The organism is Sedimentisphaera cyanobacteriorum, assembly GCF_001997385.1.
Lineage (GTDB): Bacteria > Planctomycetota > Phycisphaerae > Sedimentisphaerales > Sedimentisphaeraceae > Sedimentisphaera > Sedimentisphaera cyanobacteriorum.
In genome coordinates, this window is record NZ_CP019633.1 from 1670638 (window position 1) to 1695703 (window position 25066).

The 25066-nt window shown below is 46.6% G+C and carries 20 protein-coding genes and 1 pseudogene; 10 read left to right on the forward strand and 11 right to left on the reverse strand.

Annotated elements, in window-relative coordinates; translation table 11 throughout:
* Positions 1–39: 39 nt before the first annotated feature.
* From L21SP3_RS06700 to L21SP3_RS06705, 3 genes and pseudogenes are all read left to right on the forward strand, one after another.
* Positions 40–1293 carry an AAA family ATPase gene (locus tag L21SP3_RS06700; protein ID WP_227806744.1) on the forward strand — a complete coding sequence of 418 codons (1254 nt, stop codon included), beginning with the start codon at positions 40–42 and terminating at the stop codon, positions 1291–1293.
* Between the two features lie 13 nt (positions 1294–1306).
* Entirely contained in the window at positions 1307–1543 is a 237-nt protein-coding gene (locus tag L21SP3_RS12220; RefSeq protein ID WP_161488128.1) for an RloB domain-containing protein, read from the forward strand.
* Positions 1528–1902, forward strand: a pseudogene (locus L21SP3_RS06705) (RloB family protein); the annotation flags it as partial. The gene L21SP3_RS12220 and the pseudogene L21SP3_RS06705, both read left to right, overlap by 16 nt.
* A 42-nt stretch (positions 1903–1944) precedes the next feature.
* Here L21SP3_RS06705 and L21SP3_RS06710 read toward each other — a convergent pair.
* The 3 genes from L21SP3_RS06710 to L21SP3_RS06720 all read right to left on the reverse strand — a co-directional run bounded on the left by L21SP3_RS06710 (position 1945) and on the right by L21SP3_RS06720 (position 8508).
* Positions 1945–3984: an ATP-dependent DNA helicase gene (locus L21SP3_RS06710; RefSeq protein ID WP_077540118.1), complete on the reverse strand. Its 2040-nt coding sequence runs from the start codon at positions 3982–3984 to the stop codon at positions 1945–1947.
* Between the two features lie 310 nt (positions 3985–4294).
* Positions 4295–5821, reverse strand: a complete 1527-nt coding sequence (locus L21SP3_RS06715; RefSeq protein WP_077540119.1) for a YifB family Mg chelatase-like AAA ATPase — start codon at positions 5819–5821, stop codon at positions 4295–4297.
* A 182-nt stretch (positions 5822–6003) separates the two neighbouring features.
* Complete coding sequence (locus L21SP3_RS06720) at positions 6004–8508, reverse strand: ATP-dependent Clp protease ATP-binding subunit (protein WP_077540120.1); 2505 nt, start codon at positions 8506–8508, stop codon at positions 6004–6006.
* Positions 8509–8905: 397 nt separating this feature from the next.
* Between L21SP3_RS06720 and L21SP3_RS11995 the strand changes: the two genes are divergently transcribed.
* The 6 genes from L21SP3_RS11995 to L21SP3_RS06745 all read left to right on the forward strand — a co-directional run bounded on the left by L21SP3_RS11995 (position 8906) and on the right by L21SP3_RS06745 (position 15434).
* Positions 8906–9070, forward strand: coding sequence for a hypothetical protein (locus L21SP3_RS11995; RefSeq protein ID WP_161488129.1), 165 nt, complete (start codon positions 8906–8908; stop codon positions 9068–9070).
* 27 nt (positions 9071–9097) lie between these two features.
* Positions 9098–9640, forward strand: a complete 543-nt coding sequence (locus L21SP3_RS06725; protein WP_077540121.1) for a DUF302 domain-containing protein — start codon at positions 9098–9100, stop codon at positions 9638–9640.
* Positions 9641–9706: 66 nt separating this feature from the next.
* Positions 9707–12400, forward strand: a complete 2694-nt coding sequence (locus L21SP3_RS06730) for an efflux RND transporter permease subunit (RefSeq protein ID WP_077540122.1) — start codon at positions 9707–9709, stop codon at positions 12398–12400.
* Positions 12397–13242: an outer membrane lipoprotein-sorting protein gene (locus L21SP3_RS06735; RefSeq protein WP_077540123.1), complete on the forward strand. Its 846-nt coding sequence runs from the start codon at positions 12397–12399 to the stop codon at positions 13240–13242. Before L21SP3_RS06730 ends, L21SP3_RS06735 begins: the two co-directional genes overlap by 4 nt.
* 24 nt (positions 13243–13266) lie before the next feature.
* Entirely contained in the window at positions 13267–13920 is a 654-nt protein-coding gene (locus L21SP3_RS06740) for a peroxiredoxin (protein ID WP_077540124.1), read from the forward strand.
* A 23-nt stretch (positions 13921–13943) separates the two neighbouring features.
* Positions 13944–15434 (forward strand): DUF1302 domain-containing protein, encoded by a 1491-nt coding sequence (locus tag L21SP3_RS06745; RefSeq protein ID WP_227806745.1) that lies wholly within the window; start codon positions 13944–13946, stop codon positions 15432–15434.
* A 94-nt stretch (positions 15435–15528) separates the two neighbouring features.
* Here the strand turns inward: L21SP3_RS06745 and L21SP3_RS06750 are convergent, their stop codons facing one another.
* From L21SP3_RS06750 to L21SP3_RS06785, 8 genes are all read right to left on the reverse strand, one after another.
* On the reverse strand, positions 15529–16287 hold the full coding sequence (locus L21SP3_RS06750) for a metal-dependent transcriptional regulator (protein ID WP_077540125.1): 759 nt from the start codon (positions 16285–16287) through the stop codon (positions 15529–15531).
* 631 nt (positions 16288–16918) lie between these two features.
* Positions 16919–17698, reverse strand: a complete 780-nt coding sequence (locus tag L21SP3_RS06755; protein ID WP_077540126.1) for a carbohydrate porin — start codon at positions 17696–17698, stop codon at positions 16919–16921.
* Positions 17695–18171, reverse strand: a complete 477-nt coding sequence (locus tag L21SP3_RS06760; protein WP_077540127.1) for a hypothetical protein — start codon at positions 18169–18171, stop codon at positions 17695–17697. Before L21SP3_RS06760 ends, L21SP3_RS06755 begins: the two co-directional genes overlap by 4 nt.
* A gap of 245 nt (positions 18172–18416) precedes the next feature.
* Entirely contained in the window at positions 18417–21272 is a 2856-nt protein-coding gene (gene uvrA, locus L21SP3_RS06765; RefSeq protein ID WP_077540128.1) for an excinuclease ABC subunit UvrA, read from the reverse strand.
* A gap of 517 nt (positions 21273–21789) precedes the next feature.
* Complete coding sequence (locus L21SP3_RS06770; protein WP_077540129.1) at positions 21790–22035, reverse strand: hypothetical protein; 246 nt, start codon at positions 22033–22035, stop codon at positions 21790–21792.
* A gap of 50 nt (positions 22036–22085) precedes the next feature.
* Complete coding sequence (locus tag L21SP3_RS06775; RefSeq protein WP_077540130.1) at positions 22086–22877, reverse strand: LysM peptidoglycan-binding domain-containing protein; 792 nt, start codon at positions 22875–22877, stop codon at positions 22086–22088.
* Between the two features lie 39 nt (positions 22878–22916).
* Positions 22917–23798, reverse strand: a complete 882-nt coding sequence (rsmH, locus tag L21SP3_RS06780) for a 16S rRNA (cytosine(1402)-N(4))-methyltransferase RsmH (protein WP_077540131.1) — start codon at positions 23796–23798, stop codon at positions 22917–22919.
* Between the two features lie 230 nt (positions 23799–24028).
* Positions 24029–24520, reverse strand: a complete 492-nt coding sequence (locus L21SP3_RS06785) for a division/cell wall cluster transcriptional repressor MraZ (protein ID WP_077540132.1) — start codon at positions 24518–24520, stop codon at positions 24029–24031.
* Positions 24521–24795: 275 nt separating this feature from the next.
* Between L21SP3_RS06785 and L21SP3_RS06790 the strand changes: the two genes are divergently transcribed.
* Positions 24796–25053 (forward strand): hypothetical protein, encoded by a 258-nt coding sequence (locus L21SP3_RS06790; protein WP_077540133.1) that lies wholly within the window; start codon positions 24796–24798, stop codon positions 25051–25053.
* Positions 25054–25066: the final 13 nt, after the last annotated feature.

Genomic DNA, 25066 nt, shown 5'->3' on the forward strand with positions numbered 1-25066 from the left:
AAAAACTGGATGTCATTTCGTGATGAAGCAAATTTTTCCATGATTGCTTCAAGAGAAAAACAGCACAGAGAAAGGCTTGCAAAACTTGAGACAGTAAAGAAAAATGTGCTTCCAATTTCTGCTGTTTACGGCGGGAATGCCTCGGGCAAGACGAACTTTTTCAAGGCCTTCCGATTTCTCAAGAGATTTATTGTGGAAGGCACAAGACCAGAAACATCAATCCCTGTTCAAAATTTTTGCTTAGACCAAGAGTCTGCGGAAAGTCCAAGCTGGTTTAATATTGCTGTTTTTTCTGAAGGTAAAGTTTATGAGCTGGAATTTTCTGTTAATTCAGAAAAGGTTTTAACGGAAAAACTAACCCAGATAAAGCCCTCATCTGAGAAGCTTCTATATGAAAGAATAAACGGCGAGCTTAAGCTGGGCAGTTCTCTCTCAGCAAATCAGCATCTAAAATTTGCTTTTGAAGGGACAAGAGAAAACCAGCTTTTTCTTACCAATTCAGTTTCTCAGAGAATAGAAATTTTCAAGCCTGTTTACGACTGGTTCAAGGATAAACTTATGCTTATCGCACCTGACACAAGATTCGGATCCTTTGAGCAGATGATGAATGAGGAAAGCCAAATTTATGACAGCATAAACGAGATTATTTCCGGCCTTGACACAGGCATCGACCATATAGGCGGGGAAACAGTGGCTGTAGATAATCTGCCGCTGCCGGAGGGCAAAAAAGATAATCTTCTCGAGGAGATACCTGAAGGAAAGGCTGCGAAAATTATTATTGCAGGACTCGAGGACGAGAGGATTATTGTAACAAAAAACAAGGGCAGGCTGTCTGCCAAAAAGCTCGTTACATACCACAAAAACAAGAACGGCACAGAGCATAAATTTGAACTCAATCAGGAATCAGACGGTTCTAAAAGGGCTGTAGAGCTTTTGCCTGCATTCCTTGATCTCTCAAGCAGAAAATCAGCAAGGGTTTACATTATCGATGAGCTCAACAGGAGCCTTCATTCACTGCTTTCAAGGAATATGATTTCTTTTTTCCTTTCGGCCTTTGGAAAGGATTCAAGATCTCAGCTTTTGTTTACAACGCACGATTTAACTCTTTTCGACCAAAGCATATTCAGGCGTGATGAAATGTGGCTTACTGAGAGGAATAAAGAAGGCGTTTCTAAGCTTTATTCAATAAGCGATTTTGAGGATGTCAGATACGACAAGGATATCAGAAAGAGCTATCTGCAGGGGCGTATGGGCGGCGTGCCGAATATAGGTCCTTTGGTTTCTGCGCGATGAAAGGGGAAAGTCTATGGCTGGTAAACTCTCAAGGCCAACCAAAAGAAGAAGATACAAAAAGCTTTTCCTGCTGTCGGTTGAAGGCCAGAAAACTGAGCCGCAGTATTTCAGTTTATTTAACAGCGATGCCTCAGCTATTTCAATACGCTCAATCAAAGCGAAAAGCAAAAGTGCGCCTCAGAAAGTTTTGAAACGAATGAAAGACGCTCTGAAAGAAGAAAACTTAAAAAAACTGACGAGGCGTGGTTAGTAGTAGATAAGGACAATTGGCAAGATGCCCAGCTGCTTTCGCTTTTAAAATGGGCAGATCAAAGACAAAATTATGGGCTCGCTGTGAGCAATCCCAAATTTGAATATTGGCTGCTGCTTCATTTCGAAGACGGAAAAAAAGCTTCCGATTCTAAAACCTGCACCAAAAGGCTGAAGAAATATCTTGTTGATGGAAAAAATATCAACCCAGCAAAAATTAACCGCAAAATGATATTGAAAGCTGTAGAAAGGGCTAAAAGACAAAACAGCAATCCTGCCGGCTGGCCAAAACAGAAGGGCACAACTGTTTACCGATTGATTGAAAATATATTTAAGGCTGAAAAAGATTATAAAGCTTAGGTTTGAAGGAAAAAATAGAGCTTTCTGGCGCTGGTTTAATATTCATTCTCTCTGATTTATATTGAGCGGGTGGAGCTGGCCTTGGGATTTTGCAAACATACTGCACTCAGGGAGGACTTCGAGAAATTTCTTTCCGTAGAATTTTTTCATCACTCTGCTGTCTAAAATCACTACAGAGCCGGAATCGGTTTTTCTGCGTATCAGCCTTCCGAAGCCCTGTTTGAAGCGTATTATCGCAGAGGGCAGCTGAAAGCTTATGAATGGATTCTGGCCGTTAGCTTTGATCTGTTCGATTTTTCCCTGCGTGAGCGGGTGGTTCGGGACGGAAAATGGAAGCCTCATTATCGCAACGCATTTGAGTGCATCGCCGGGCAGGTCAACCCCCTGCCAAAAGCTCTCAGTGCCGAGGAGAATGCCGCTGTCGCTGTTTTTGAAATTTTCAACGAGCCTCGTGCGCGAAATCCCCTTCTGCTGCATAAATATTTCTCTGCTGTTTTCGAATGCCCAGTATTCAAGCTCCTCTGCAAAATTTTTCAGCATATAATAGCTTGTAAAGAGTACAAGCGTTCCGCCGCCTGCATTTGCAATCCAGCCTTTGAGCGCTTGGGCAGCTGCGGGCACGAAATCCGGGCTTGAGGGCTCTGGCAGGTCTGCCTCCGCTACCACCTTCACATTTTTCTTATAGTCGAAAAAACTCCCGAGCATAAGCGAATCGTATTCTTCCAGCCCAACGTTTCCGGCGAAGAACGAGAATCCCTTTTTTCCAGATGAGCAGCTCAGCGTAGCGCTTGTAAGGGCAACAGACTCGAATTTGTCAAACAAACACTCCTTGAGGTCTTTGCCTGCATTTATCGGGGCGCTTCTGAGGCTGTATCTTGGGAACTGCTTCTTTCCGCCTTTTTCAATCCAGTAAATATGGCGATTTTCGTCGTCAGCGGCTTTGGGCTGCTGAACGAATGAGCTTATATCACTCTCAAACGCGCTGAGCCTCTCAACTGCTCTTCTCAGCTCCTCGGCAGTATCTGATTTCTTTTCTTCCTCGCTGAATTTTTCTCTGATATTAGAGAGAGCGAGCCTTAGCTCTTTGAGCTCGACGGAGAGGTTGTCGGTTAAATCTTCAGGTCCGCATTTTCCATTGTTTTCCCGGCAGGTATGTTCGTAATAGGATTCCACCTGCTTAAAGAAAACCTCGCAGGCCTTTCTGGAATTTTTCAGCTTTGTTTTGAGCTTCTCATCATCGAATTGGGCAAGAAGGCCTTTTCGTTTTTTACTGTCATAAAGCCCGCGGAGAGTAAAATCTACTGCATTGTTTGATATATTGATTCCGAAGTGGTCTTCAGCAGCTTTCTGGAGGTTGTGAGCTTCGTCTATTACAACGGCCTCGTATGAAGGGAGAATGCTTGCGCCTCTGCTTCTGAGCATAAGATCGCTGAGCAGGAGAGAATGATTCAAAACGATCAGCTCACACTGCTCGAGCTCTTTTCTTGCCTTTGAGTAGAAACACTCTTTCCTGTGCGGGCATTTCCTGCCCTTGCAGTTGCCGTGTTCGCTTTTTACCGCGTCCCAAACCGAGGGAGACGGATTAAAGGGAATCGTGCTGAGCGAGCCGTCATTGGTTGTCTCCGCCCACTGCTTCAGCTCGGCAAGCTCGCCGGGAGGGGCATCGAAAAGGGTTTTTTTGTTTTCGAGGGCATAATGCAGCCTTCGCTTGCAGATATAGTTGTTTCTTCCCTTTGCGATCCCTGCCTTGAATTCAAAATCCACCGCTCTTGCTGTGAACGGTATATCCTGATTTATCAGCTGTTCCTGAAGGTTGATTGTGTATGTGCTGATAACAGCCTTCACCCCGCTTTTTACCGCATATTTCACGGCAGGGACGATATAAGCGAGGCTCTTGCCGGTACCTGTGCCGGCTTCGATAACTGTATGCCTGCCCTGCTCAAAACACTGCTCCAGCTTTAGAGCCATCTCCTTCTGACCTGGGCGCTGTTCATATCCGGGCAGTAAACGGGCTATCCTTCCGCTGTCGCTGAAAAAGGATTCGAGGTCTAAGTCTGGTTCTGTTTCAAAAGGAACTTTCAATTATTTCACCAACTTTGCGCAAGAAAAAAGGCTGGTATCAGAAGAAACCAGCCTTCGTCGAGACAATTCAAAAATAAGATAAAAATACTAGATATATAAACCTGTCTCAACTACTAAAACTTTATTTTATTTGGAAAAAAGAATTACACGCATCTCTGCGTAAACCCAAACTTTATAGCACTGTTAATGAACTATCAAATCTGATGTCATATTAGCATTTCTCAAGGTCGGTGTCAAACAAAAAATAAAAATTTTTTAATTTTTTTTTACAACGCTCCTCATCGCCAGAAACAATCGGTCATTTCGCTATTCAGAACATCTTATCAAGCCTTCTGTAACTCACGGCCTCACCAATATGTTCAGGTCTTATTTCCTCGCTTCCTGCAAGGTCTGCAATGGTTCTTGCGAGTTTGCATATCTTATCGTGCGCCCTTGCACTTAGGGAAAGGTCTTTCATTGCGCTTTTGAGCATAATCTCTGATTTTGGCTCGAGCTCGCAGAAAACTTCTATCTCCCTGTGAGACATGCCCGCATTAACCCGCCTTGAATCGCCTCTGAAGCGGATGTTCTGTACTTTCCTTGCGCAGTTAACCTGCTCTCTCATATTTGCTGAGCTCTGCCCCTTGGCCTTGTTCCTGAGTGCACGATAATCCACAGCAGGCACTTCGATCTGTATATCGATTCTGTCCAAAAGCGGCCCGGAGAGCTTTGAGAGATACTTCTCAATCTGGGCGGGCGTGCAGCGGCATTCTTTCTGGGTGGAGCCGTAATACCCGCAGGGGCACGGATTGGCCGAAGCTATAAGCATAAAATCTGCGGGGAATGTAACCGTGGCCTGCGCTCGGGCTATGGTAACCTGACTGTCCTCCAAGGGCTGGCGAATCGTTTCCAGCACAGTGCGTGAGAATTCGGGAAACTCATCGAGAAACAGAATTCCGTGATGAGCGAGGCTCAGCTCTCCCGGCCTTGGATGGGCAGACCCTCCAATAAGAGCGGGCGCACTTGCGGAATGGTGCGGACTGCGAAAAGGCCTCGTTGCAATCAGAGCCTGCTGCCTCTCGAGAAGGCCTACAGATGAATAGATTCGAGTTGTCTCAAGGGATTCTTCAAGGGAGAGCTCTGGGAGAATGCTTGCTACGCGTTTGCTGAGCATAGTTTTCCCGGAGCCCGGAGGCCCCATCATCATCACGTTATGCCCGCCGGCAGCAGCTATCGTAAGGGCACGCTTAACCGTTTCCTGCCCCTTCACGTCTTCGAAATCAATGTCGTATTTTCGTTTTATCTCAAAGAGCCTGTCTATATCTGTGTATGTCGGCTCTATGGGCAGATTCCCGGAGAGAAACCCAACTGTCTCGGTCAGCGAGCCAACTCCGAAGATATCTATTCCCTGCACAACTGCTGCTTCAGGGGCGTTCTCTATCGGCACTATCATCCTCTCAAAGCCAGCTGCCTTTGCGCTCATCGCCAAACTCAAAACGCCGTTGACGGGACGAACCCTGCCGTCGAGGGCGAGTTCGCCTACCATTATCTCATTTTTAAGCCCTTCCAGCTGCACTGCTCCGCTTGCGCTTAGAATCCCAACTCCAATCGAAAGGTCGAAGGCTGGGCCTTCCTTCTTGAGGTCTGCGGGTGCGAGATTAACTGTAATCTGTTCAAAAGGATACTTGAATCCGCTGTTGATTAAAGCGCTTCTAACCCTCTCGCAGCTCTCCTTAATAGCTGCATCCGGAAGCCCCACAATAAGAAGGCGGGTATCATCTCCGCTTATGTGCACCTCCACCTCGCAGATATGCCCTTCAATCCCCGAAAGTGTAAGGCTGTTCAGTCTGGCAAGCATATAGCCTCCTGTGCGAATTAAATCAACATTTTGAAGTAATTCTATTCGTAAACAACCTAAATTACAACCTTTTTTCTAAGAAGCCGCGATAAATACAAGAACGGATTGGTTAAAAATCTGGCCAAAAAAAAGGGAACGCTTGTTTTTCGCGTTCCCTTATGCGTTTTCTTTTTCAGCTTTTATCAGCTGCTCACCGGCTGAGCAGAATACTCGAACTTGAGGCTGTCTTCGTCTTTCACCGTAATGGTAATATGCTCAGACTTATCAAACTCGTTCCTGAGAAGCGCTTCTGAGAGCGGATCTTCGATATACTTCTCGATAGCCCTTCTCAGCGGCCTTGCACCGTGTTCAGGATTATAACCCTTATCTATAAGGAAATCCTTAGCGCTTTCGTCCACGTCAATTTTGATTCCCTTCTCTCTTATCCTGTTCAGCACCTTATCCAGTTCATACTGAATAATAACGGTAAGGTCTTCCTTGGTCAGGCCGCGGAATACAATATTATCGTCGAGACGATTCATAAACTCCGGCCTGAAATGTTTTTCTATTTCTTTCTCCAAGAGAGAAGACATCTTTTCGTAGTTGTCCTGCTCTGTTCTTTTACCAAAGCCGAAGCCTGTCTGATTTCTGATCATATCAGCGCCGATGTTGCTGGTCATAATCAAAATTACGTTCCTGAAATCCACCTTGCGTCCGTAGCTGTCTGTGAGCCGGCCTTCTTCCATTATCTGAAGCAGCATATTGGACACATCCGGATGCGCCTTCTCGATCTCATCAAGAAGCAGAACAGCGTAAGGCCTTCTGCGGATTCTCTCGGTGAGCTGGCCGCCTTCTTCGTATCCAACGTATCCAGGAGGAGCGCCTATGAGCTTGCTCACATTGTACTTCTCCATATATTCGCTCATATCCAGCTGTATCAGGGCGCTTTCATCGCCGAACATAAATTCGGCAAGAGCCCTTGCAAGAAGCGTTTTACCAACACCGCTCGGACCAATAAACAGGAAGCTCGCGATAGGCCTGTTAGGGTCTTTTATACCTGAACGGCTCCGCCTTACCGCCTTTGCCACAGCAGTGATGGCCTGATCCTGAGACACGACAGTTTTGTGCAGTTCAGATTCAATTTCAAGCAGTTTTTCGGCATCGTCTTTTTCCACTCTCGTAAGAGGGACGCCAGTTATCTTGCTCACGATTTCGGCGATAACATCCTCATCGATCTCGCCTACAAAGCTCTCGTTTTCCTTTTCCCAGTCTTCCTGCTTCTGCTTTTTCTCTTCGTTGAGCTTCTGGGCTTCATCTCTCAGCGCTGCTGCCTGCTCGTAATTAGCATTTCGCACCGCCTCTTCCTTCTGGGCATTGAGCTCTTCGATACGGCTGTTTATATCTGTAAAGTCCGGCGGAGGGGTAAGGTTTCTAAGCCTCATACTCGAGCCGGCTTCATCAAGAATATCGATCGCCTTGTCCGGCAGACACCTGCCTGTAATATAACGCGAAGAAAGTTCCACAGCGGAATTGAGGGCGTTTTCGGTGTATGTAACTTTGTGATGCGTTTCATACTTTTCTCTGAGCCCGTGGAGAATTTCGAGGGTATCGTTTTTTGAAGGCGGGTCCACCTGTATCGTCTGAAATCTGCGTTCAAGTGCAGAGTCCTTCTCAATGTGCTTGCGGTATTCATCGAGCGTTGTAGCCCCGATACACTGGAGCTCGCCTCTTGCTAAGGCAGGCTTTAGAACATTTGAGGCATCTATAGCCCCTTCAGCACCCCCTGCCCCTACAAGCGTATGGAGCTCATCGATAAAGAGGATCACGTTCTTTTCACGCTTTACCTCATTGATAACTGCCTTTATCCTCTCTTCAAACTGGCCGCGGTATTTTGTTCCTGCTACCATCATCGCAAGGTCTAGGATTATCAGCCTCTTATTGTACAGCAGAGGCGGGATAGACTTTTCTACAATCCGCTGCGCCATACCTTCTACTATTGCAGTTTTTCCTACGCCTGCCTCTCCAAGAAGTACGGGGTTGTTCTTCGTTCTTCTGCAGAGTATCTGCAAGAGGCGTTCAATTTCGTTGGATCTGCCTATAACCGGATCCAGCTCGTTGTTTTTGGCGAGAGTTGTAAGGTCTCTTCCGAAGTTGTCTAATGCCGGCGTTTTGGATTTCGGCCTGCCCTGCCTTCTCTGCTGGGGGCCTTGCCCCATTCCGGGAGGCGTCTGCTGTGACATCTCATCAACATCCATGCCCTCCTGCTCCATACCCGAGCCGAGAAGATTAAGCACTTCATCTCGGACAGTGTCTAGCTTGAGCCCGAGGTTCATCAGAATCTGAGCCGCTATACCGTCTGTAACTCTCAAAAGCCCGAGAAGAAGGTGTTCAGTACCAACGTAATTGTGGTTGAGGCTTCTCGCCTCTTCGATTGCGTATTCTATCACCCTCTTTGATTTGGGCGTTTGAGGAAGCTTGCCCGCTGAGATAACGTTCGGTCCGCTTTTGACGTACTTCTCAACCTCAATCCTGAGCTTGTTTACATCAACACCGAGATTCTTGAGCACGTTCGCTCCTACCCCGCTGCCTTCTTTGGAAAGACCGAGAAGTATATGCTCTGTACCAAGAGACTCATGGTTAAACCTTAGAGCCTCCTGATTGGCAAGCGCCATCACCTTTCTTGCGCGGTCTGTAAATCTTTCAAACATAATTTTAATCCTATTTCGGCTAAAGCCGTTTATTCTTAATATTGATTTATCGGTAAACCCGTATCATTAAAGACAAAACAAACAGTGATTATAAATCAAAGCTGATTTTTGTAAACTCTTATGAAGGCTGTTAAAGAATTTTTCGAAAAACAAAATTCAAGTTTCCATACTTATTTTAGCGTGTGCCTGTTCGAAATGTTTACTTTGAACCCATCAGCGCTAACTTTACTGCGCAACTGTAAACTATTGTTAGCGCTAACATTTAACTGAACAGTTTACGTACTTGCCTCAAACCCGCCATCAAAGCTGTAAGAGCCCTGTTTGCAATTTCCAAAAACATTGGCACGAATTTTGTGTGTTAGGCAGGAAAAACATTTTCTAACTGAAAGGGAATAAAATGAAAAAGATTAGAAAAACAATGAACGTTTTAGCAGTTGCAGCAATGCTTTTTGCAGCAGGCTGCAGTACGAATCTAAGCGGCAGCGGCTGTGCAGAACCAGACAATGCGTGCAGCTCGCAGGAAGAAATCAACGATTACACTGGCGAACAGCCTGAAAACTGAAAACAGAAATCATAATAGGAGCAAGAAATGTCTGAAGAAATGAATCAGGAGTCTCAGCAGAATCAGGAACAGCAAAACGGCGTAAAGAAAGGTTTCGACTGGAAATCCGGCATCATAGGAGCGGTAGTCGCAGCTGCAGCTGTCGTAATTTTGATGGTGCAGGTAATGCCGTCTATGATGATTACCACAAGAGAATGCAAGATGGGCGTAGAAGAAACCGTGGCAGCTCTGGAGGAAAGAATCCCCGAACACGGCTGGAGCATCTCGCACGGCAAGCCAATAAATATGAATGCAGCTATGGCCAAACGGGGTGTAGATTTCGAGCCCAAAGTTCGTCTGGTTAAGCTGTGCAAGGCGCCTTACGCCAAGAGCGTGCTCACCAGCGACCGCTGGGTCTCCTGTATGATGCCCTGCACGATGGCTGTATGGGAGGGAGATAACGGTAAGGCATATCTCTCCGAAATGAACCTTTCACTGATGTCCAAGCTTTTCGGCGGCAATATCAAAAAGGTTATGGGCGGTAAAGTAGTAGAAGAAGAAGAAAAGATACTTGAGGGTTTGCTGAAGTAATCATTGAACAGCCAAAATTCAATGTTACAATCAACCCATTACAATTATTAAGCTGAGGGATTTTATATGAACTTTCGTGAAAAGCTGACAGAGTTTTCCCTTCACAGGCACAAAGCGGTAACCGCAATTGTTACAGCAGTTACCCTGCTTGCAATTATATTTGCTGGCGGTCCGTCTTTATTTCCCAACGCCTTAAGCGGGCTCAACAAGGTAGAGATCGATACAGATCCTGAAAATATGCTCCCCGACGATGAGCCGGTGCGCGTTTTTCACAATGAGATGAAAGATGAATTCACGCTGCACGATATGGTAGTTGTGGGCGTGGTTAATGAAGAGCACCCCGAAGGCGTTTTCAATGTTGAAACGCTGAAAAACGTTTACGAGCTCACCGAATACATTAAGACGCTCACTTGGACAGAAGACGGCGAGCAGGAAGGCGTGGTAAAGGCAGACCTTATCGCCCCTTCCACTGTTGACAATATAGAGCAGGGAGGGCTCGGAACGGTTCACTTTGAGTGGCTTATGCCGGCCCCGCCGGAAACGCCTGAAGAGGCTCAGGCAATCAGAGACAACGCCTCAGACATACCGTTTCTTGAGGGGACTCTTGTTTCCGAAGACGGGAAGGCTCTGGGAATATACATACCAATCACAAAGAAAGACCTCAGCTATAAGGTTTACAGCTCGCTGAAGGATAAGATCGAGACCTTCAGCGGCTCTGAGAAATATCACATTACAGGTCTTCCTGTGGCTGAAGATACATTCGGCGTTGAAATGTTCAAGCAGATGGCAATCTCCGCCCCCACTGCTATGGTTATAATCTTTATCATAATGCTGATTTTCTTCAGGAAACTGCATGTGATAATCTCGCCGATGATTGTGGCTCTTGTCTCGGTTATAGTAACTATGGGAGCTCTTATAATCTCGGGATTCCCCGTGCATATAATGAGCAGTATGATTCCCATATTCATAATGCCTATAGCGGTTCTCGATTCGATCCACATCATCAGCGAGTTCTTCGAGATATACCAGAAACACAAAGACCGCAAGAAAACCATGCACAAGGTGATGGAAGACTTGTTCGTGCCAATGCTCTACACATCGCTGACATCCGCAGCGGGCTTTGCCTCCCTTGCGCTTACCCCGATACCTCCTGTACAGGTGTTCGGTGTGTTCGTAGCACTGGGAATTATGGTAGCGTGGTTTCTCACAATCACGTTTATCCCCGCATACGTTATGCACCTCAAACCCGAGACGCTTCATAAATTCGGGCGTGAACACGATGAGAACGGCTTCAAGAAAGACGATGATTCTGTTCTTGGCAGATGGCTCGGGAAACACGGCATCTGGACGTACAACAGGACAAAGCTCATACTCACTGCTGCGGCTGTAGTTATTGCGATAAGCATCTACGGAATCAGCAAGATTGAGATAAACGACAACCCCGTGAAGTGGTTCGAAAAGGACCACCCGATCCGTGAGGCGGACAGAGTGCTCAACGAGCACTTCGGCGGGACGTATATGGCCTACCTAGCCCTTGAAAGCCAAGAGGACAGCCCGAAAGAGTCTGCTAAGAAGCTCGCTGAAACATTAACAGAAAAAGCCGATGCCAAGATTAAACAGTATCAGCAGGAAAGCTGGCCTGAAGCAGTGGAAGTGTTTGAGAATCTCAAAGAGAGCATTTCCGAAATGAACAAAACAGCTTCCAGCCCGGCCGGCCTGCTTGAAAGCCTGAAAGCTGAGAATGAAGAAAAGCTCAGCTCTGCTGAAGGCGAGATGGCCTTTGCGCTTGATGAAGCGTCGCTGTTTATCAATGAGGCAGAGCAGATGGACGACACGTTCAAAGACCCTGAGGTGCTTGAGTATATCGAAGACCTCCAGAAGGAGCTCGCAAATACGGGCGTTGTGGGAAAATCCAACTCCGTAACGGACATCGTAAAAACTGTGCACCGTGAGCTTTTTGAGGGCAAAGAAAGCCAGTTCAAAGTTCCCGATACGCCGCAGGCTGTGGCTCAGTGTATGCTTACTTATCAGTCCAGCCACCGCCCGGGAGACCTCTGGCACTTTGTAACCCCGGACTACAAGAAATCGAGTCTCTGGGTGCAGCTCAAGAGCGGAGACAACAAGGATATGACGAAAGTTGTTGACCAGATCGATGATTATATCGCAGATAATCCGCCGCCGAAAAACCTGGAGCATCACTGGTACGGGCTTACATACATCAACGTAATATGGCAGAAGAAAATGGTAAACGGTATGCTGGAGGCATTTGCAGGAAGCTTTATCGTAGTATTCCTGATGATGGCTCTGCTCTTCCGCTCTCCTCTCTGGGGGCTGATGTCTATGATACCGCTTACAATAACAATAGTTGCCATCTATGGAGGCGTAGGGCTTGTAGGCAAGGATTATGATATGCCTGTTGCGGTTCTCAGCTCAATGACTCTCGGGTTGGCTATCGACTTTGCGATCCATTTCCTTGCCAGAACTCGGGCTCTTTATCCGCAATTCGGCAATTCATGGCGGAAAACTGTGCCGGCGGTATTTGCTGAACCGGCTCTTGCGATAACACGTAATATCATCGTGCTTGCGGTTGGATTCCTCCCGCTGATACTCGCACCGCTTACGCCTTACAAAACAGTAGGAATACTGCTTGCAACAATACTCACTGTTTCCGGAGTTGGTACGCTGCTTCTGCTGCCGGCGCTTGTGAGGGTTTTCGAGAAAAGATTATTCAAAAACGAAAGGAAGGGAGAATTAGAATGAGAAAATTATTAACATTAGCCGCAGTTTCAGCTCTTATGTTTAGCTCTCCGGCATTTTCCGCTGAAGAGCAGAAGAGCGAGATGACTGTTGAAAAAATCGTTCACAATGCCAACAGGGTATCCTACTATCAAGGCTACGACGGCAAAGCTGAGGTGAGTATGAAAATCGTTGACAGCAAGGACAGGGAGCGAAACAGGGAGCTTATTATCCTTCGCAGGGATGAGCTCAACCCATCACTGCCTGAAGAGAAGGCAAGAAAGGACGACAGCTACTGCAAAGAGCAGAAAATCTATGCCTACTTCACCCGCCCTGCTGATGTGAACAAAACCGTATTTATGGTTTGGAAGCATTTAACCAAAGATGATGACAGGTGGATGTATCTGCCGGCGCTGGATCTTGTGAAAAGGATCTCCGCTACTGACAAACGCACGAGCTTTGTAGGTTCTCACTTCTTCTATGAGGATGTTTCCGGAAGAAGCATTAAAGACGATAAGCACGAGCTTGTTGAAACCACTGACAATTATTACGTTCTGAAGAATACTCCCAAGGACAAAGAACTCGTTGAGTTTGAGTATTACAAGATGTGGATTCACAAGGACAGCTTCGTAGTGGTTAAATCTGAATACTACAACGCTCAGGACGAACCATACAGGGTTTACGAGGTTCAGGAAGTTAAAGATATCGAGGGCTACCCTACTGTAACCAAATCCAAAATGACCGATCTGGACAGCGGGGGTTATACAGTGCTGACTTATTCAGATGTTGAATATAATATTGGTATCGAGGAATCGGTCTTTACTGAGCGTTATCTCAGGAGACCTGCAAGGAAATACTTAAGGTAATTTTAATTTCAGAAAGGGTGATATATGGAAAATACAAATTTCAATATGCCGCTTCTCGGGGACGACTTCCCCAAACTTGACGTTGCGACGACTCACGGACAAATGAACATTCCGGAAGATTTGAAGGGAAGCTGGTTTGTGCTGTTCAGCCATCCGGCAGACTTCACTCCGGTATGCACAACGGAATTCGTTGCTTTTCAGAAGAGGAAAGACCAGTTCGACAAGATCGGCTGCAAGCTCGTTGGGATGTCTGTAGATCAGGTGTTCTCGCATATCAAGTGGGTTCAGTGGATTAAGGAAGAGCTCGGGGTTACAATCGAATTTCCGGTGGTTGCTGCGGATGAGAAGGTTGCAAAGAAGCTGGGGATGCTGCACGAGGTGAAAGGCTCAAACACGGTAAGGGCAGTATTCATCGTTGACCCGCAGGGCAAGGTTAGACTGATAATGTACTACCCGCAGGAGATCGGACGAAACATCGATGAGGTTGTTCGCTCGGTTAAGGCCCTGCAGATATCTGACAATCAGGGAGCTATTCCCGCAGGCTGGCCAAACAACGAGCTTATCGGCAATAACGTTATTCTCCCGCCGGCTACGGACGTTGAAGCAGCAGAGCAGAGGATAAGGGATTACGACAACTACGACTGGTGGTTCTGCCACAAACCTCTCGAGGAAGACTAATCCTGTTTACAGGGAAAATTGCTATGAATATAAAGATGAGTTTTATTCTCAGAGCTTTTTCTATTGCAGTTTTACTGGGCGGGCTGGCATTCGCTGCCCCGCCCAGCCTCCCTTCCGGGCTCTCTGATGAAGGGGAGAAGAGCTCAGGCTCACCCTCTCTTCCTTCAGGACTCGGCTCAGGCAGCTCTGAGAGCAGCGAGGATTCCAGTCCTTCACTGCCTTCAGGGCTCGCAGGAGAATCTGATTTAGAGAAAGCCGAAGAAAGCGAAGATGATGCCGGCAGCGAATCATTCTTTGATTCCGGCCTAACCGGTCTTACCGGCTTCTTGGAATTCAGAAGCGGCTGGAGGCTCCAGAACGACGAGCATCAGCAGGATATGTCTATCGGCGAAACGAGGCTTCAGCTCGAGATGGAAAAATACTGGGAAGGAATAACCTTCGCAGTTACCTCCGATATCTACTACGACTGGGCATACGGCGGGCATAGAGTGGATCTCGAGCGAGGCGAGGGTTTCTTAGACCTCCGCGAGGCGAATGTGCTGTTTTCCCCGGCAGATTTCGTTGACATCAAGGCTGGACGTCAGGTGCTTACTTGGGGTACTGGAGATTTGATTTTTATCAACGATATGTTCCCGAAGGACTGGCAGTCTTTCTTCAGCGGAAGAGATACCGAATACCTCAAGGCTCCCTCAGACGCAGCAAAGGCGAGCTTCTATACAGATATCGCAAACGTTGATGTTGTATATACGCCCAGATTCGATTCCGACCGCTATATCAACGGCGAGCGAAACTCATACTGGAACGGTATGCAGACCGCAGGGGAGGATTCTCTGCTTCGCACTGAAAAGCCTGATCAGTGGTTCAGGGATGATGAATGGGCTGTTAGGGTGTCGAAAAATGTTCAGGGATATGAGCTCGCTGCCTACGGCTACTGGGGATACTGGAAGAGCCCTTCAGGGCAGATCCCAGCCACAGGCGAATTCACATTCAATGATCTCAATGTTTACGGAGCCAGCGTACGCGGGCAGGTAGGAGCCGGTATCGGAAATATCGAGCTTGGCTACTACGACTCACGCGACGATCAGGACGGCGACGACCCGTTTGCAGCAAACAGCCAGATGAGGTATTTGGTGGGCTATGAGCAGGATTTCCCGGAGATCGCCAACGACCTTACCGCTGCTGTGCAGTTTTACGTTGAACAGACAATGCGGTATGAGAGCTACGAAGACAGCCTTCCGGCCGGACAGGAGGCAACGATAGACCAGTACCGCCAGCTTTTAACCTTTAGGATCACTAAGCTTTACTTCAATCAAAACCTCACAACCTCTCTGTTTACATATTTCTCGCCCTCGGATAAAGACGTTTATATGAGGCCGAATATACACTACAAAGTTGATGACAATCTCGCTGTTGAGCTGGGGGCGAATGTATTCTGGGGCGACTACCCCTACACATTCTTCGGGCAGTTCAGAGATAATACAAACATATATACCGCTGTAAGATACAGCTTTTAAGGCTTGAAGAAAAAGGCTTTGGGGTGCTTCAGTAAATCAAAATTTTTTCGGATGATTAGGACTCTGGTTTGAAGCAGTAAGGGCAATTCGGCCTTTACTGCTTTTCTACTATGATATAAATCGCCTCATCTTTTCTGATAGAAAGATGATACCCTCTAACTTTCACCTCAATCGGATCGCCGAGCGGGGCAACCCTCTCCACCTCAATAACAGCGCCTCTGCCGATGCCCATCTCAGCAAAACGCTTTAAGACTGTTGAATTTTTCAGCCTTCTTACAACGCATTTGCTGCCTATCGGAATATCAGACAAAGTAATTTCCTCGGAGCTGCCCCTGAGCCTCTGCTTCTCTTCTTTTAAGCGGCCGATCCCCTCGGTAAGACATCCGTCGCAGTTTCCCGAGCTGCAGAGAAGGTTTTTGTCAAAGTATTCTTGAAATTTCTTTATTATATCGTTTCCGCATCGCGGGCAGGCCTGAATAAATTCAGTGAAGCAGATTAGACGCTTAACCAGGTCTTCCGATATAACATGCTCCATGCTGCAGGCACCTTGTTCTGCTGTGTCTTGGTCTGCCCCGAGGATCTCCACAAAGAAATCCCTGAGTATTTCACGCTTTCGAACAATTTCCTTCGCTTCCTGCCTGCCTTTGGGGGTAAGCGTTATCACTTCGTAAGGCTTGTAGTTTATGTGCCCTGTCTGCGCCAGAGACTTCAGCGCAATCGTTACAGACCCCGCCTTAACATTCAGCTTAGCGGCAATGTCCTTCGCCCTGACGGCTCCCTTTTCTGCTATTATAGTGAATATGGCTTCCAGATAATCTTCCAGACTGGCCGACAATTCTTTATCTTTGCTCATTTTTTCTCCCGCAATCAAGAAGCCTAATATAATAAGTTTTGCCTTAAAATGTCAATCTCAAAATTTCTCCCGCAATTGAGAAGTGTGCAGCAGTATTTTTTTTGGCAATATGCAAATCATCATGCTGCAATGCTATGCAGTATTTATTATCTATTTACTGAGCCAGCGGTTCGCTGCTTAATAATGCAGCGTCGTACAGCGGTGGAGCGCAAGCTCCCGCTAGGATAGCGAAACGTGAAGAGCCGGCGGTAAGCGAAAAATCTTCTCTAAAAGAATGCCTAGCGGGTCCGCCACGGCGAACACCGCTGTAGTACGGGAGATGTTAAACAACGCAGATATTTTTATGAATGTAAAGCATTTCTGTAAAACAACTTACAAAAAATCCTTCGCGCCCCTTCGCTCCCTTCGCGGTTTAAACAAATTACCCGCCGAAAAATCCTGTCAATCCTGTCAATCCTGTAAATCCCGTCAAAAAATTCTCCCCTCCATTTCCGCTCCGTCTGCTGCCCACTTATTCCGTCCCGTCTGTCCGCCGCAGGAAGTTTACGTTCATTGGTAAACCATTGCGAGGTGTTAATATCAATCGGATGGCACCGCTGTGCTCGATGAAATCTGTGTTTGATAGCTTCTGTTAATAAATGAGCTGCATCCTGAGCCCCATTATAAACGCATCGCTTACATCCTGCCCGCCCGGATTGGAAACATACTGCAGGTTCGGGCTCAAGACAAAAGAAGACGAGAACTGGAAGCTGTAATACCATTCCATAACACTTTCATAATCGTTTAGATAAGTTTGGCTTGCTTGGTCGCTGAAAAAGCCTCTGGAATAACCAATCCCGAGGATATCCTCATCTCTGGTATCGATAAGGCCGGCAGCCTGAACACCGAAACTGAAAAAATTTGTAACCGAATTGTACTCGCTGTCTGCCCAGCCCCAGCGGAAGAATCCTCCCAGACCCTGAGAATCGTCAGGGTCCTGATTTTCTTTAATCAGCATCTGATCGCAGCTTATATAAAAGCCCGTATCCTCGGAGGTGCTTTTTGATGCTGCAAAGCCGGTCTTATCCTGCCGGTCAACCCATAATCCTGCCCTGTATGTCCCGGGCAAATTGCCTTTGGCTGAACTGAGGCTGATGGATTTTCCTGTTTCCAATGCGTAAAAATAGGCTGGTTCATCGTTAAAAGCAGTATCAAAGCCGCTGGCTCTGCTGTCTGCCTGTGCATCAGCAGCCCCGCCCATCAGATACCATGAATCGGTAATATCCCAGCTTGCCGCAATACCAAGCCCTTGTTCAGGAAACGGTATTGCAGGGTCATCAACAAGCGAGGCATTCAAAAACTGACTGCATTCATCATCTGCGTATTCGCTCGCATCAAATATGCCGGTAAAATCGAGCTTGCCTATATTCAGCGTGAGGCTCTTGTCAAAGAAATGCCCTCATAGAAAAATTCCACAATATCCATCGAACGGTTTCCTACGCTAAGAGCATTTACTCCCCACTGGCTTCCTACTGAATGCCCGCCGATCCCTTCCGTATCCGGCCAGCCGCCCCAGCCGTGTATAAACAGCCTGCTGTTTTTAAGTCCTAAAAGCTTATCGAGATCTGCTGAGAGCTCCGCATCATACCTGCCTGAATGCCTTCCGCTGCGTTTGCCTGTACTCAATCCGCCATGCACATTTACCTGATAAAGAGCCGTAAGAGAAACGCTTATATCAATACCGGAATCCTCAAAACTTTCTGCAGCAGCTTCGATTGGATTGTCTTTATCTTCAGCCATCACTGCGGAAGATTCTGATTCGATTTCGGCCTCTGCTTTTTCGGCAAAACCATTCACTGCTGGGAAAACCAGCATAACAGTCAAGAGCTTAGTGATATTTTTCATTCTAAATTCCTTGCATAACATTAGTCTTTCGAACGAACAAATGATTTCAAACTTAATTTGCGAAATCCCATAAATTTTGGCGTTGATAACATCGTAAAATTTTATTGTCCTCAAATACTGCCAAATCTTTCAGCTGCGCTAAGATAGTTAGGCGTGGCTAAAAATCAAGCAAAAAATTAAGTGTTATATAATTAAAGTTTAACAAAAATGCGTCTAATTCATAAAATCAACGAGCAGGGACGCCCTCAAACGGCGCCTGCCTCCTGCTTGTGATAGGCGAGCCTTTCCTTCAGGTATTTTGCAGTGTAGCCTTTCCCGCTCTCTGCCACTTCCTCCGGCGTGCCTGCGGCTACAATTTCGCCGCCTTGATCACCGCCTTCAGGGCCGAGGTCTATGATATGGTCTGCCATCTTTACCACATCGAGGTTATGCTCTATCACAACTACGGAATTGCCCATATCCGTAAGCGTTTGAAGCACTTTCAGCAGATTGCTTATGTCCGCAAAATGCAAGCCTGTTGTGGGCTCATCAAGAATATAGAGCGTGTGGCCGGTGGCAGGTCTGCCCAGCTCTGAGGCAAGCTTAACTCGCTGCGCCTCTCCTCCGGAGAGGGTCGTGGAAGACTGCCCGAGCTTAACGTATCCCAGCCCCACATTGCAGAGGCTCTGGAGAAGGCGGGAAATCTTGGGAAAGTTTTCGAAAAACTTTTTCGCATCGTCAATCTGCATTTCCAGCACATCTGAAATATTTTTTCCTTTGTATCTCACCTCGAGCGTTTCTGGATTGTAGCGTTTGCCTTTGCAGTGCTGGCATGTTACAAAAACATCAGGCAGAAAATGCATCTCTATTTTCTTCGTCCCCTGCCCCTGGCAGTATTCGCATCTTCCGCCTTTTACGTTAAAGCTGAATCTGCCGGGCTTATAGCCCCTTATCCTTGCTTCTCTTGTTTGGGCAAACACCTGCCTTATCAGATCGAACACGCCGGTGTATGTGGCGGGGTTGCTTCGGGGAGTTCTGCCAATTGGAGACTGATTTATCTCGATTATTTTGTCTATGTTTCCCGTGCCAACTACGTTTTTATGTCTGCCCGGGATATCTCTGGAGCGGTATAACTTTCGTTTAACAGCCTTAAGCAGCACCTGACTGACAAGAGTGCTTTTCCCTGAACCGGAAACTCCTGTTACACAGGTAAATACGCCCAGCGGGAATTTTACGTTGATATTTTTGAGATTATTCTCGCTTGCCCCCCGCACTTCAACCTGCTTGGTCTTCTTTTTCTTTCGTCTTTTCTCGGGGAGCCTGATTGAGAGCTGCCCGCTGAGATACTGACCTGTAATAGACTGCTCTGCGTTTTTTATGTCGTCCAGAGTGCCTTGGGCGATCAGTTTTCCGCCGTAAGTTCCGGCGGCAGGACCTATATCGATGATATGGTCTGCATTGTCTATTACGTCTTCATCATGCTCAACTACGAGCACCGTATTGCCTATGTCTGCAAGCTTCCTGAGGATTGAATTCAGCCGGTCGTTATCTCTTCTGTGAAGGCCGATTGTGGGCTCATCGAGCACATAGCAGCAGCCGACGAGCCCGCTGCCAACCTGAGTAGCAAGCCGGATTCGCTGGGCTTCGCCTCCGGAGAGGGTTGCGCTTGCTCTTGCCAGAGTGAGATATCCAAGCCCCACATCCAGAAGAAACTTCAGTCTTGCCCTGATTTCCTTAAGAGGCTCGGCGGCTATGTAGGTTTTCTCTTCGTCCAGCTTCAGTTGATTAAAGAAATCAAACGCATCTGTGATGCTCATAGAGGTAAGCTCGCTTATATTTTTCCCGCCTATGGTAACCTGAAGAGCCTCCATTCGGAGCCTTGCCCCGCCGCATTTTCTGCATGGCCTCTCAGAAAGATAGCCGTGGAGACGGGTTTTAACATACTCGCTTGTGGTGTTTTCCCAGCGTCTTTGAAGATTGGGGATCACGCCCTCAAAGCTCCAGCCGTATTTATCCTGAACAGCCTGAGAAGTCCCTTGCATAAGTATGCGTTTTTTCTCTTCGGTAAGCTTGGAGAAAGGGCTTGTCGGGCTGACATCAAAATGCCTGCAGAACTGCCTTATCATCTTGGCATAATACATATTCAGCTGTCTGCCGCTTTTGCGCCAGGCATCTATCGCCCCGTCCTGAATCGAAACGCTCTTATCCGGAACAACGAGATCGGGATCGAATTCGAGAACAATTCCGAGCCCGTCGCATTCATCGCATGCCCCGTATGGCGAATTAAAGCTGAAAAGCCTCGGGCTCACCTCATCCAGCGAAACCTCGGGATGGTCTGCGCAGGCGAATTTCTCGCTGTAGAGATGATCCTGCCATTTGCCGTAGCTGCCGTCTTCGTTTTTTTTCTGCACCATCACAATAACCGACCCGTCCCCGAATTTCAGGGCAGTTTCTACAGAATCTGCCAGCCTTGAACGGATGCTTTCCTTCATAACGAGCCTGTCAACCACCGCCTCAAGGCTGTGCTTTTTGTTCTTCTCCATAGCGGGAACTTTTTTCAAATCGTATATGCTTCCGTCCAGACGCACGCGGACAAATCCCTCCCTGCGGATTCGTGCCAGAGCGTCCTTATGCTCGCCCTTTGCGCCTCTAATCAGCGGGGAGCAAATTTGAATCCTCGTTCCCTCAGGCAGCTCCAAAACAGAATCCACAATCTGCGTTGCGCTCTGGCTTGATATGGGCTTGTTGCATTTCCAGCAGTGGGGGATGCCTGCCCTTGCAAAAAGCACGCGGCAGTAGTCGTAGATTTCGGTTGTCGTTGCAACGGTAGAACGCGGGTTGTGCGAGCTTTTCCTCTGCTCTATTGCTATCGTCGGGCTCAGCCCGGATATGCTTTCAACCTTCGGCTTCTGGGCAATATCAAGGAACTGCCTTGCATAAGTGCTAAGCGATTCAACATATTTCCTCTGCCCCTCAGCGTAAATCGTATCAAAGGCCAGCGAGCTCTTGCCCGACCCGCTCAATCCTGTTACTACTACAAAACTTTCTCGGGGAATGTCTATATCAATCATTTTGAGGTTGTGTTCATGTGCCCCGCGAATTTGTATATATTTATTACTCAATTCTATTTCCTTATAATTATGCCGCTGTGCAGCAGTCTTTCAGTTTCTGCGCAATGAACTTGCGATTTTAAAGCTCTTTTTTGTAACTGTCAATCACAAATTCAACCGCTAAAGGTTTAGATTGTTACAGCAAATCTCAATTTTTGTTTGTATTTTTGGTTAATTCGAATAACGAATGCGTCTCATTTGGCCGGTTAAAACAGCCATATTAAAAGATTTGCTGCTCTTTTCATTTATATAAAGGAAATAAGGATTTGGTATCACGGCAGAAGATTTATTCAGCCTAATAGAAATGAGCTAATTGGGGGAACAGAAGCCGGCAAATTAAAACGCTAAGATTCGGACGTCGCAGAGAGGCTTTAAAAGCAGAACAATTGAGAAGAAAATTAGATTTAGAGCAAAGCCTTTGAAGCAGCAGAAGGCTATTTTCTCCGCTTCCAACAGGCATATCACAAAAGAAAAAGTTTATATTCTGATTGCAGAAATGATTCCCTCGCCAAGCACATTGAGACTGGGATTATTGGCTCTTTGATGAATTATCATCGGTGGCTGAAGATTTTGCCGCCTGCTTAACCGCCTTGGGGTTAATCATCCGTTCGATCTCAATGCGATGATCGGTGAGGTCGTTTCGAAGCTTTTCTATCTTAACTATATTCCGCCTGCACTGATAATACTGCTGTGAGTTGATTGTGCGGAGATTAACCACAGCAAGCAGAGCTGCTGTGAGCGATATTATAAAAAACAAAAACCTGAATAACTGCATAATATTTGGCTTCAAAAACAATGGACAGAAATCACTTTAATTGCTCATTTTCAGCTTGGCAGGAGAATCTGAACTCCCGGCTTGAGTGCTTTATTGTTAGACACCTTATCCCTGTTGAGCTTTATAATCTCCTGATACCTGCTGCCCTTTCCAAGCTTTTTCTTGGCAATCTTCCAGAGGCTGTCTCCGTCTTTAACAACGTATGTTCTCTTTGAAGAATTTCCTGCGGTGTATTCGAGGCTTTCGGAGTGTTTCTTTGCAAGCTTTTTGAGGCTTTTAGAACCAGAAATTTCATTATCCGGCGGTATCTTGAGTTCCTGGCCGGCAATAACGCTGTTCTTGGATTTCAGCACATCCTTGTTTGCCGAATAAATCTTTTCAACCTTCTCGCTGAGGTCTCCTTTGCCGTATATCTTTAGTGCAATCTTACTGAGGCTCTCGCCTTTCTTCACTTGGTAAGAACGGTATCTAACCACCTGTTTTGGCTTGTTCTTTATAACGTCTTCAACGCTTTTGGCCGCTCTGGCCTGATTCTCTTTTGTAGCAACGATTTTCTCAGCCTCATTTTTGTTAGAAGCAAAAGAAGCAGTTTCTTTCTTCTTGGCCGGTTCGGGCTGCTGAGAAATCTCCGGCCCGGAGATCACCATTACAGCATCTTTTGCGGAATCCAGCACATCTGAATCTTTGAACACTACTTCCTGCGTTTGAAACGGCAAAATTCCTTCGCTCTGCTTCTGCGAAAAGAATCCTTCCGGACGCGGGGACGCGCCCTGAACCGCTATCCACACTCCCGCTACCACTGCGAAAGCTATAAGTAAACCTGTTTTTTCTTTTCCTGACATCTCTACACCCTCTCTGAAACTGCTGCTGCGCTAAAGAAATCAATTTAGTTTTGCTATTCTCAGCTTGGCGCTTCTGCTGCGGGGATTTTCACTAACCTCGCCTTCAGAAGCAGTCAGAGGCTTTTTCGTTACGATTTCGTAAATACCTGCCTGCTTGTTTTCTTTAAAGTTCTGTTTCACGATCCTGTCCTCAAGGCTGTGAAAGCTTATCACTGCAATCTGCCCGCCCGGGTTGAGAATATCCGGAGCATCTTGAAGAAGCTTTCCAAGAGCACCCAATTCGTCGTTAACCGCTATCCTGAGAGCCTGAAAGGTTCTCGTTGCCGGGTGCTGCTTACCGCCGGTTCTAACTACCCTTGCTGTCAGCGAGGCGAGCTGCCCGGTTGAAGTGATTTTCTGATGCTGCCGTCTTTGGCATATCAGACGGGCTATCTTCCTTGAAGCCCTTTCCTCGCCGTACTGATAGATTATATCAGCAAGCTCTTCTTCCGGCACAGTGTTCACTATATCCGCAGCGGTAATCTCAATATCTTCATCAAGCCTCATATCCAGAGGCATATTGTTCTGGAAACTCATCCCCCTGTCGGGGTCTTCCACCTGTCCGGAGGAAAATCCCAGATCAGCGAGAATCAAATCAGCTTTTTCTATGCCCAACCGATGGAGGTTATCCTTAACCCGGCAAAAATTGCTTTTTACCAGCGCTGCCCTGCACTCGGCACCGGCAAGGACATCTGCTGAATAATCAAGGCTCTTCTGATCTACATCAAAGCCTATAATCATACCACTGCTGCTGAGCTTCTTCGAGATAAGATAAGCGTGGCCTCCGTGCCCGAGAGTACAGTCAACAAAAACAGCATCCTTTCCTATGCTTATCCACTGAAGAAGAGTTTCTGCAAGAACCGGTATGTGTTTTGCCGACATATACTTTCTGCTTTTTGCCTTTGGTTTTAAGAATCAATTCCATCTGGTCTTGAGTAAGAATTGTACTGCTAATCAAATCTAAATCAAAGCTAATTGCAGAAAAATCTTAACAAAAGGCTAATCCCTGCCATCTGCGTTTCTGCCGGCTTTCACATCCTGAGTTATATCGTTTTCAAAGAACTTAAAATGGTCATCCTGACCGACAAACCATCCATGAAAGATTTTCTAAATCATAATTTTCGGGACAAAGCTTCCTCGAAGGCGGCTTTCCTTGCACCTCCGTGCTGCTGATTGTGAACAGGGAGCATCTGCTCTGCATAGGCTTCCCATCTGTCCGGATCCCATATTTCGAGATGATCGTTCACACCCACAATAACTATATCTGTCCCGAGTACTGCTCTTCGCCTTATCCGCTGGGGGATAAGTAAACGTCCCTGTTTATCGAGCTCGCACCTTGTGGCAAAACCGAAATTCATCCTCTCATAAGCCACGATTTGATCATCCTTCACCTCACCCCCTTCGTTTTTGGGGGCGCCCTTGAAGACAAACTGCTCGTACACTTTTTCAGGATATAGGCAGAGAACCCCTCGCTCTCCGAGGGTGAGATAGTATGTCCCGGTGAAGCCGGTATCGGTGAGCATCTTCTTGAGCTCAACCTTCAGACTAACCCTGTTGGATTCGGGGTCTATCTTATGATCGTATTCTCCGGACAAAAAAGCCAATTTTCCGCCTTCCTTTTAGTAAGAAGTTTTCGGCTGCCGCTACAACCAAACCTTAATAAAGGTGTTGGTTCAATATTAGAATATACCTTGTAAAATCAGCGAATCAAGGAAAATTTCCAAAAAAATTTAAAATTTTTCCATCATCTTTCAAATTTAACAGTGATATTTTCATTTTATGCCAATATTTACCCTTTCAATATCCACTCATAATTGTACAATACCACTATACAGGGTTAAACTCAACTTATTAGAAACTCGAATCAGGGAATTCTTTTATGGCCAGGGGATTTTCACAGCATCAAAAAAACATTATCAAAAACTACTACAAAAACCTCGACACAATAGCACTCCAAAAGCTACAGGAGAGTGTATCAGAGCTTTATATCTGTGAATCGGAAAAGAAACAGGCAGGCCTATGGAAAAAAGCTGAAACCCAGCTGAAGAAATTAGACATAAAACCTGCCCAGCTTAAATATATAATCGAAGAAAAAGACCTCCGCGAACTGGCAAGGTGCATATCGAAACTCGTTTAATAAAGTTTGTGAG

Excerpts from the sequence above, each read along its gene's own strand:
- L21SP3_RS06700 (WP_227806744.1), top strand. The coding sequence starts at position 40 with ATGATTGCTTCAAGAGAAAAACAGCACAGAGAAAGGCTTGCAAAACTT.
- L21SP3_RS12220 (WP_161488128.1), top strand. The coding sequence starts at position 1,307 with ATGGCTGGTAAACTCTCAAGGCCAACCAAAAGAAGAAGATACAAAAAG.
- L21SP3_RS06715 (WP_077540119.1), bottom strand. The coding sequence starts at position 5,821 with ATGCTTGCCAGACTGAACAGCCTTACACTTTCGGGGATTGAAGGGCAT.
- L21SP3_RS06720 (WP_077540120.1), bottom strand. The coding sequence starts at position 8,508 with ATGTTTGAAAGATTTACAGACCGCGCAAGAAAGGTGATGGCGCTTGCC.
- L21SP3_RS11995 (WP_161488129.1), top strand. The coding sequence starts at position 8,906 with ATGAAAAAGATTAGAAAAACAATGAACGTTTTAGCAGTTGCAGCAATG.
- L21SP3_RS06725 (WP_077540121.1), top strand. The coding sequence starts at position 9,098 with ATGTCTGAAGAAATGAATCAGGAGTCTCAGCAGAATCAGGAACAGCAA.
- L21SP3_RS06730 (WP_077540122.1), top strand. The coding sequence starts at position 9,707 with ATGAACTTTCGTGAAAAGCTGACAGAGTTTTCCCTTCACAGGCACAAA.
- L21SP3_RS06735 (WP_077540123.1), top strand. The coding sequence starts at position 12,397 with ATGAGAAAATTATTAACATTAGCCGCAGTTTCAGCTCTTATGTTTAGC.
- L21SP3_RS06740 (WP_077540124.1), top strand. The coding sequence starts at position 13,267 with ATGGAAAATACAAATTTCAATATGCCGCTTCTCGGGGACGACTTCCCC.
- L21SP3_RS06745 (WP_227806745.1), top strand. The coding sequence starts at position 13,944 with ATGAATATAAAGATGAGTTTTATTCTCAGAGCTTTTTCTATTGCAGTT.
- L21SP3_RS06750 (WP_077540125.1), bottom strand. The coding sequence starts at position 16,287 with ATGAGCAAAGATAAAGAATTGTCGGCCAGTCTGGAAGATTATCTGGAA.
- L21SP3_RS06760 (WP_077540127.1), bottom strand. The coding sequence starts at position 18,171 with ATGAAAAATATCACTAAGCTCTTGACTGTTATGCTGGTTTTCCCAGCA.
- L21SP3_RS06770 (WP_077540129.1), bottom strand. The coding sequence starts at position 22,035 with ATGCAGTTATTCAGGTTTTTGTTTTTTATAATATCGCTCACAGCAGCT.
- L21SP3_RS06775 (WP_077540130.1), bottom strand. The coding sequence starts at position 22,877 with ATGTCAGGAAAAGAAAAAACAGGTTTACTTATAGCTTTCGCAGTGGTA.
- rsmH (WP_077540131.1), bottom strand. The coding sequence starts at position 23,798 with ATGTCGGCAAAACACATACCGGTTCTTGCAGAAACTCTTCTTCAGTGG.
- L21SP3_RS06790 (WP_077540133.1), top strand. The coding sequence starts at position 24,796 with ATGGCCAGGGGATTTTCACAGCATCAAAAAAACATTATCAAAAACTAC.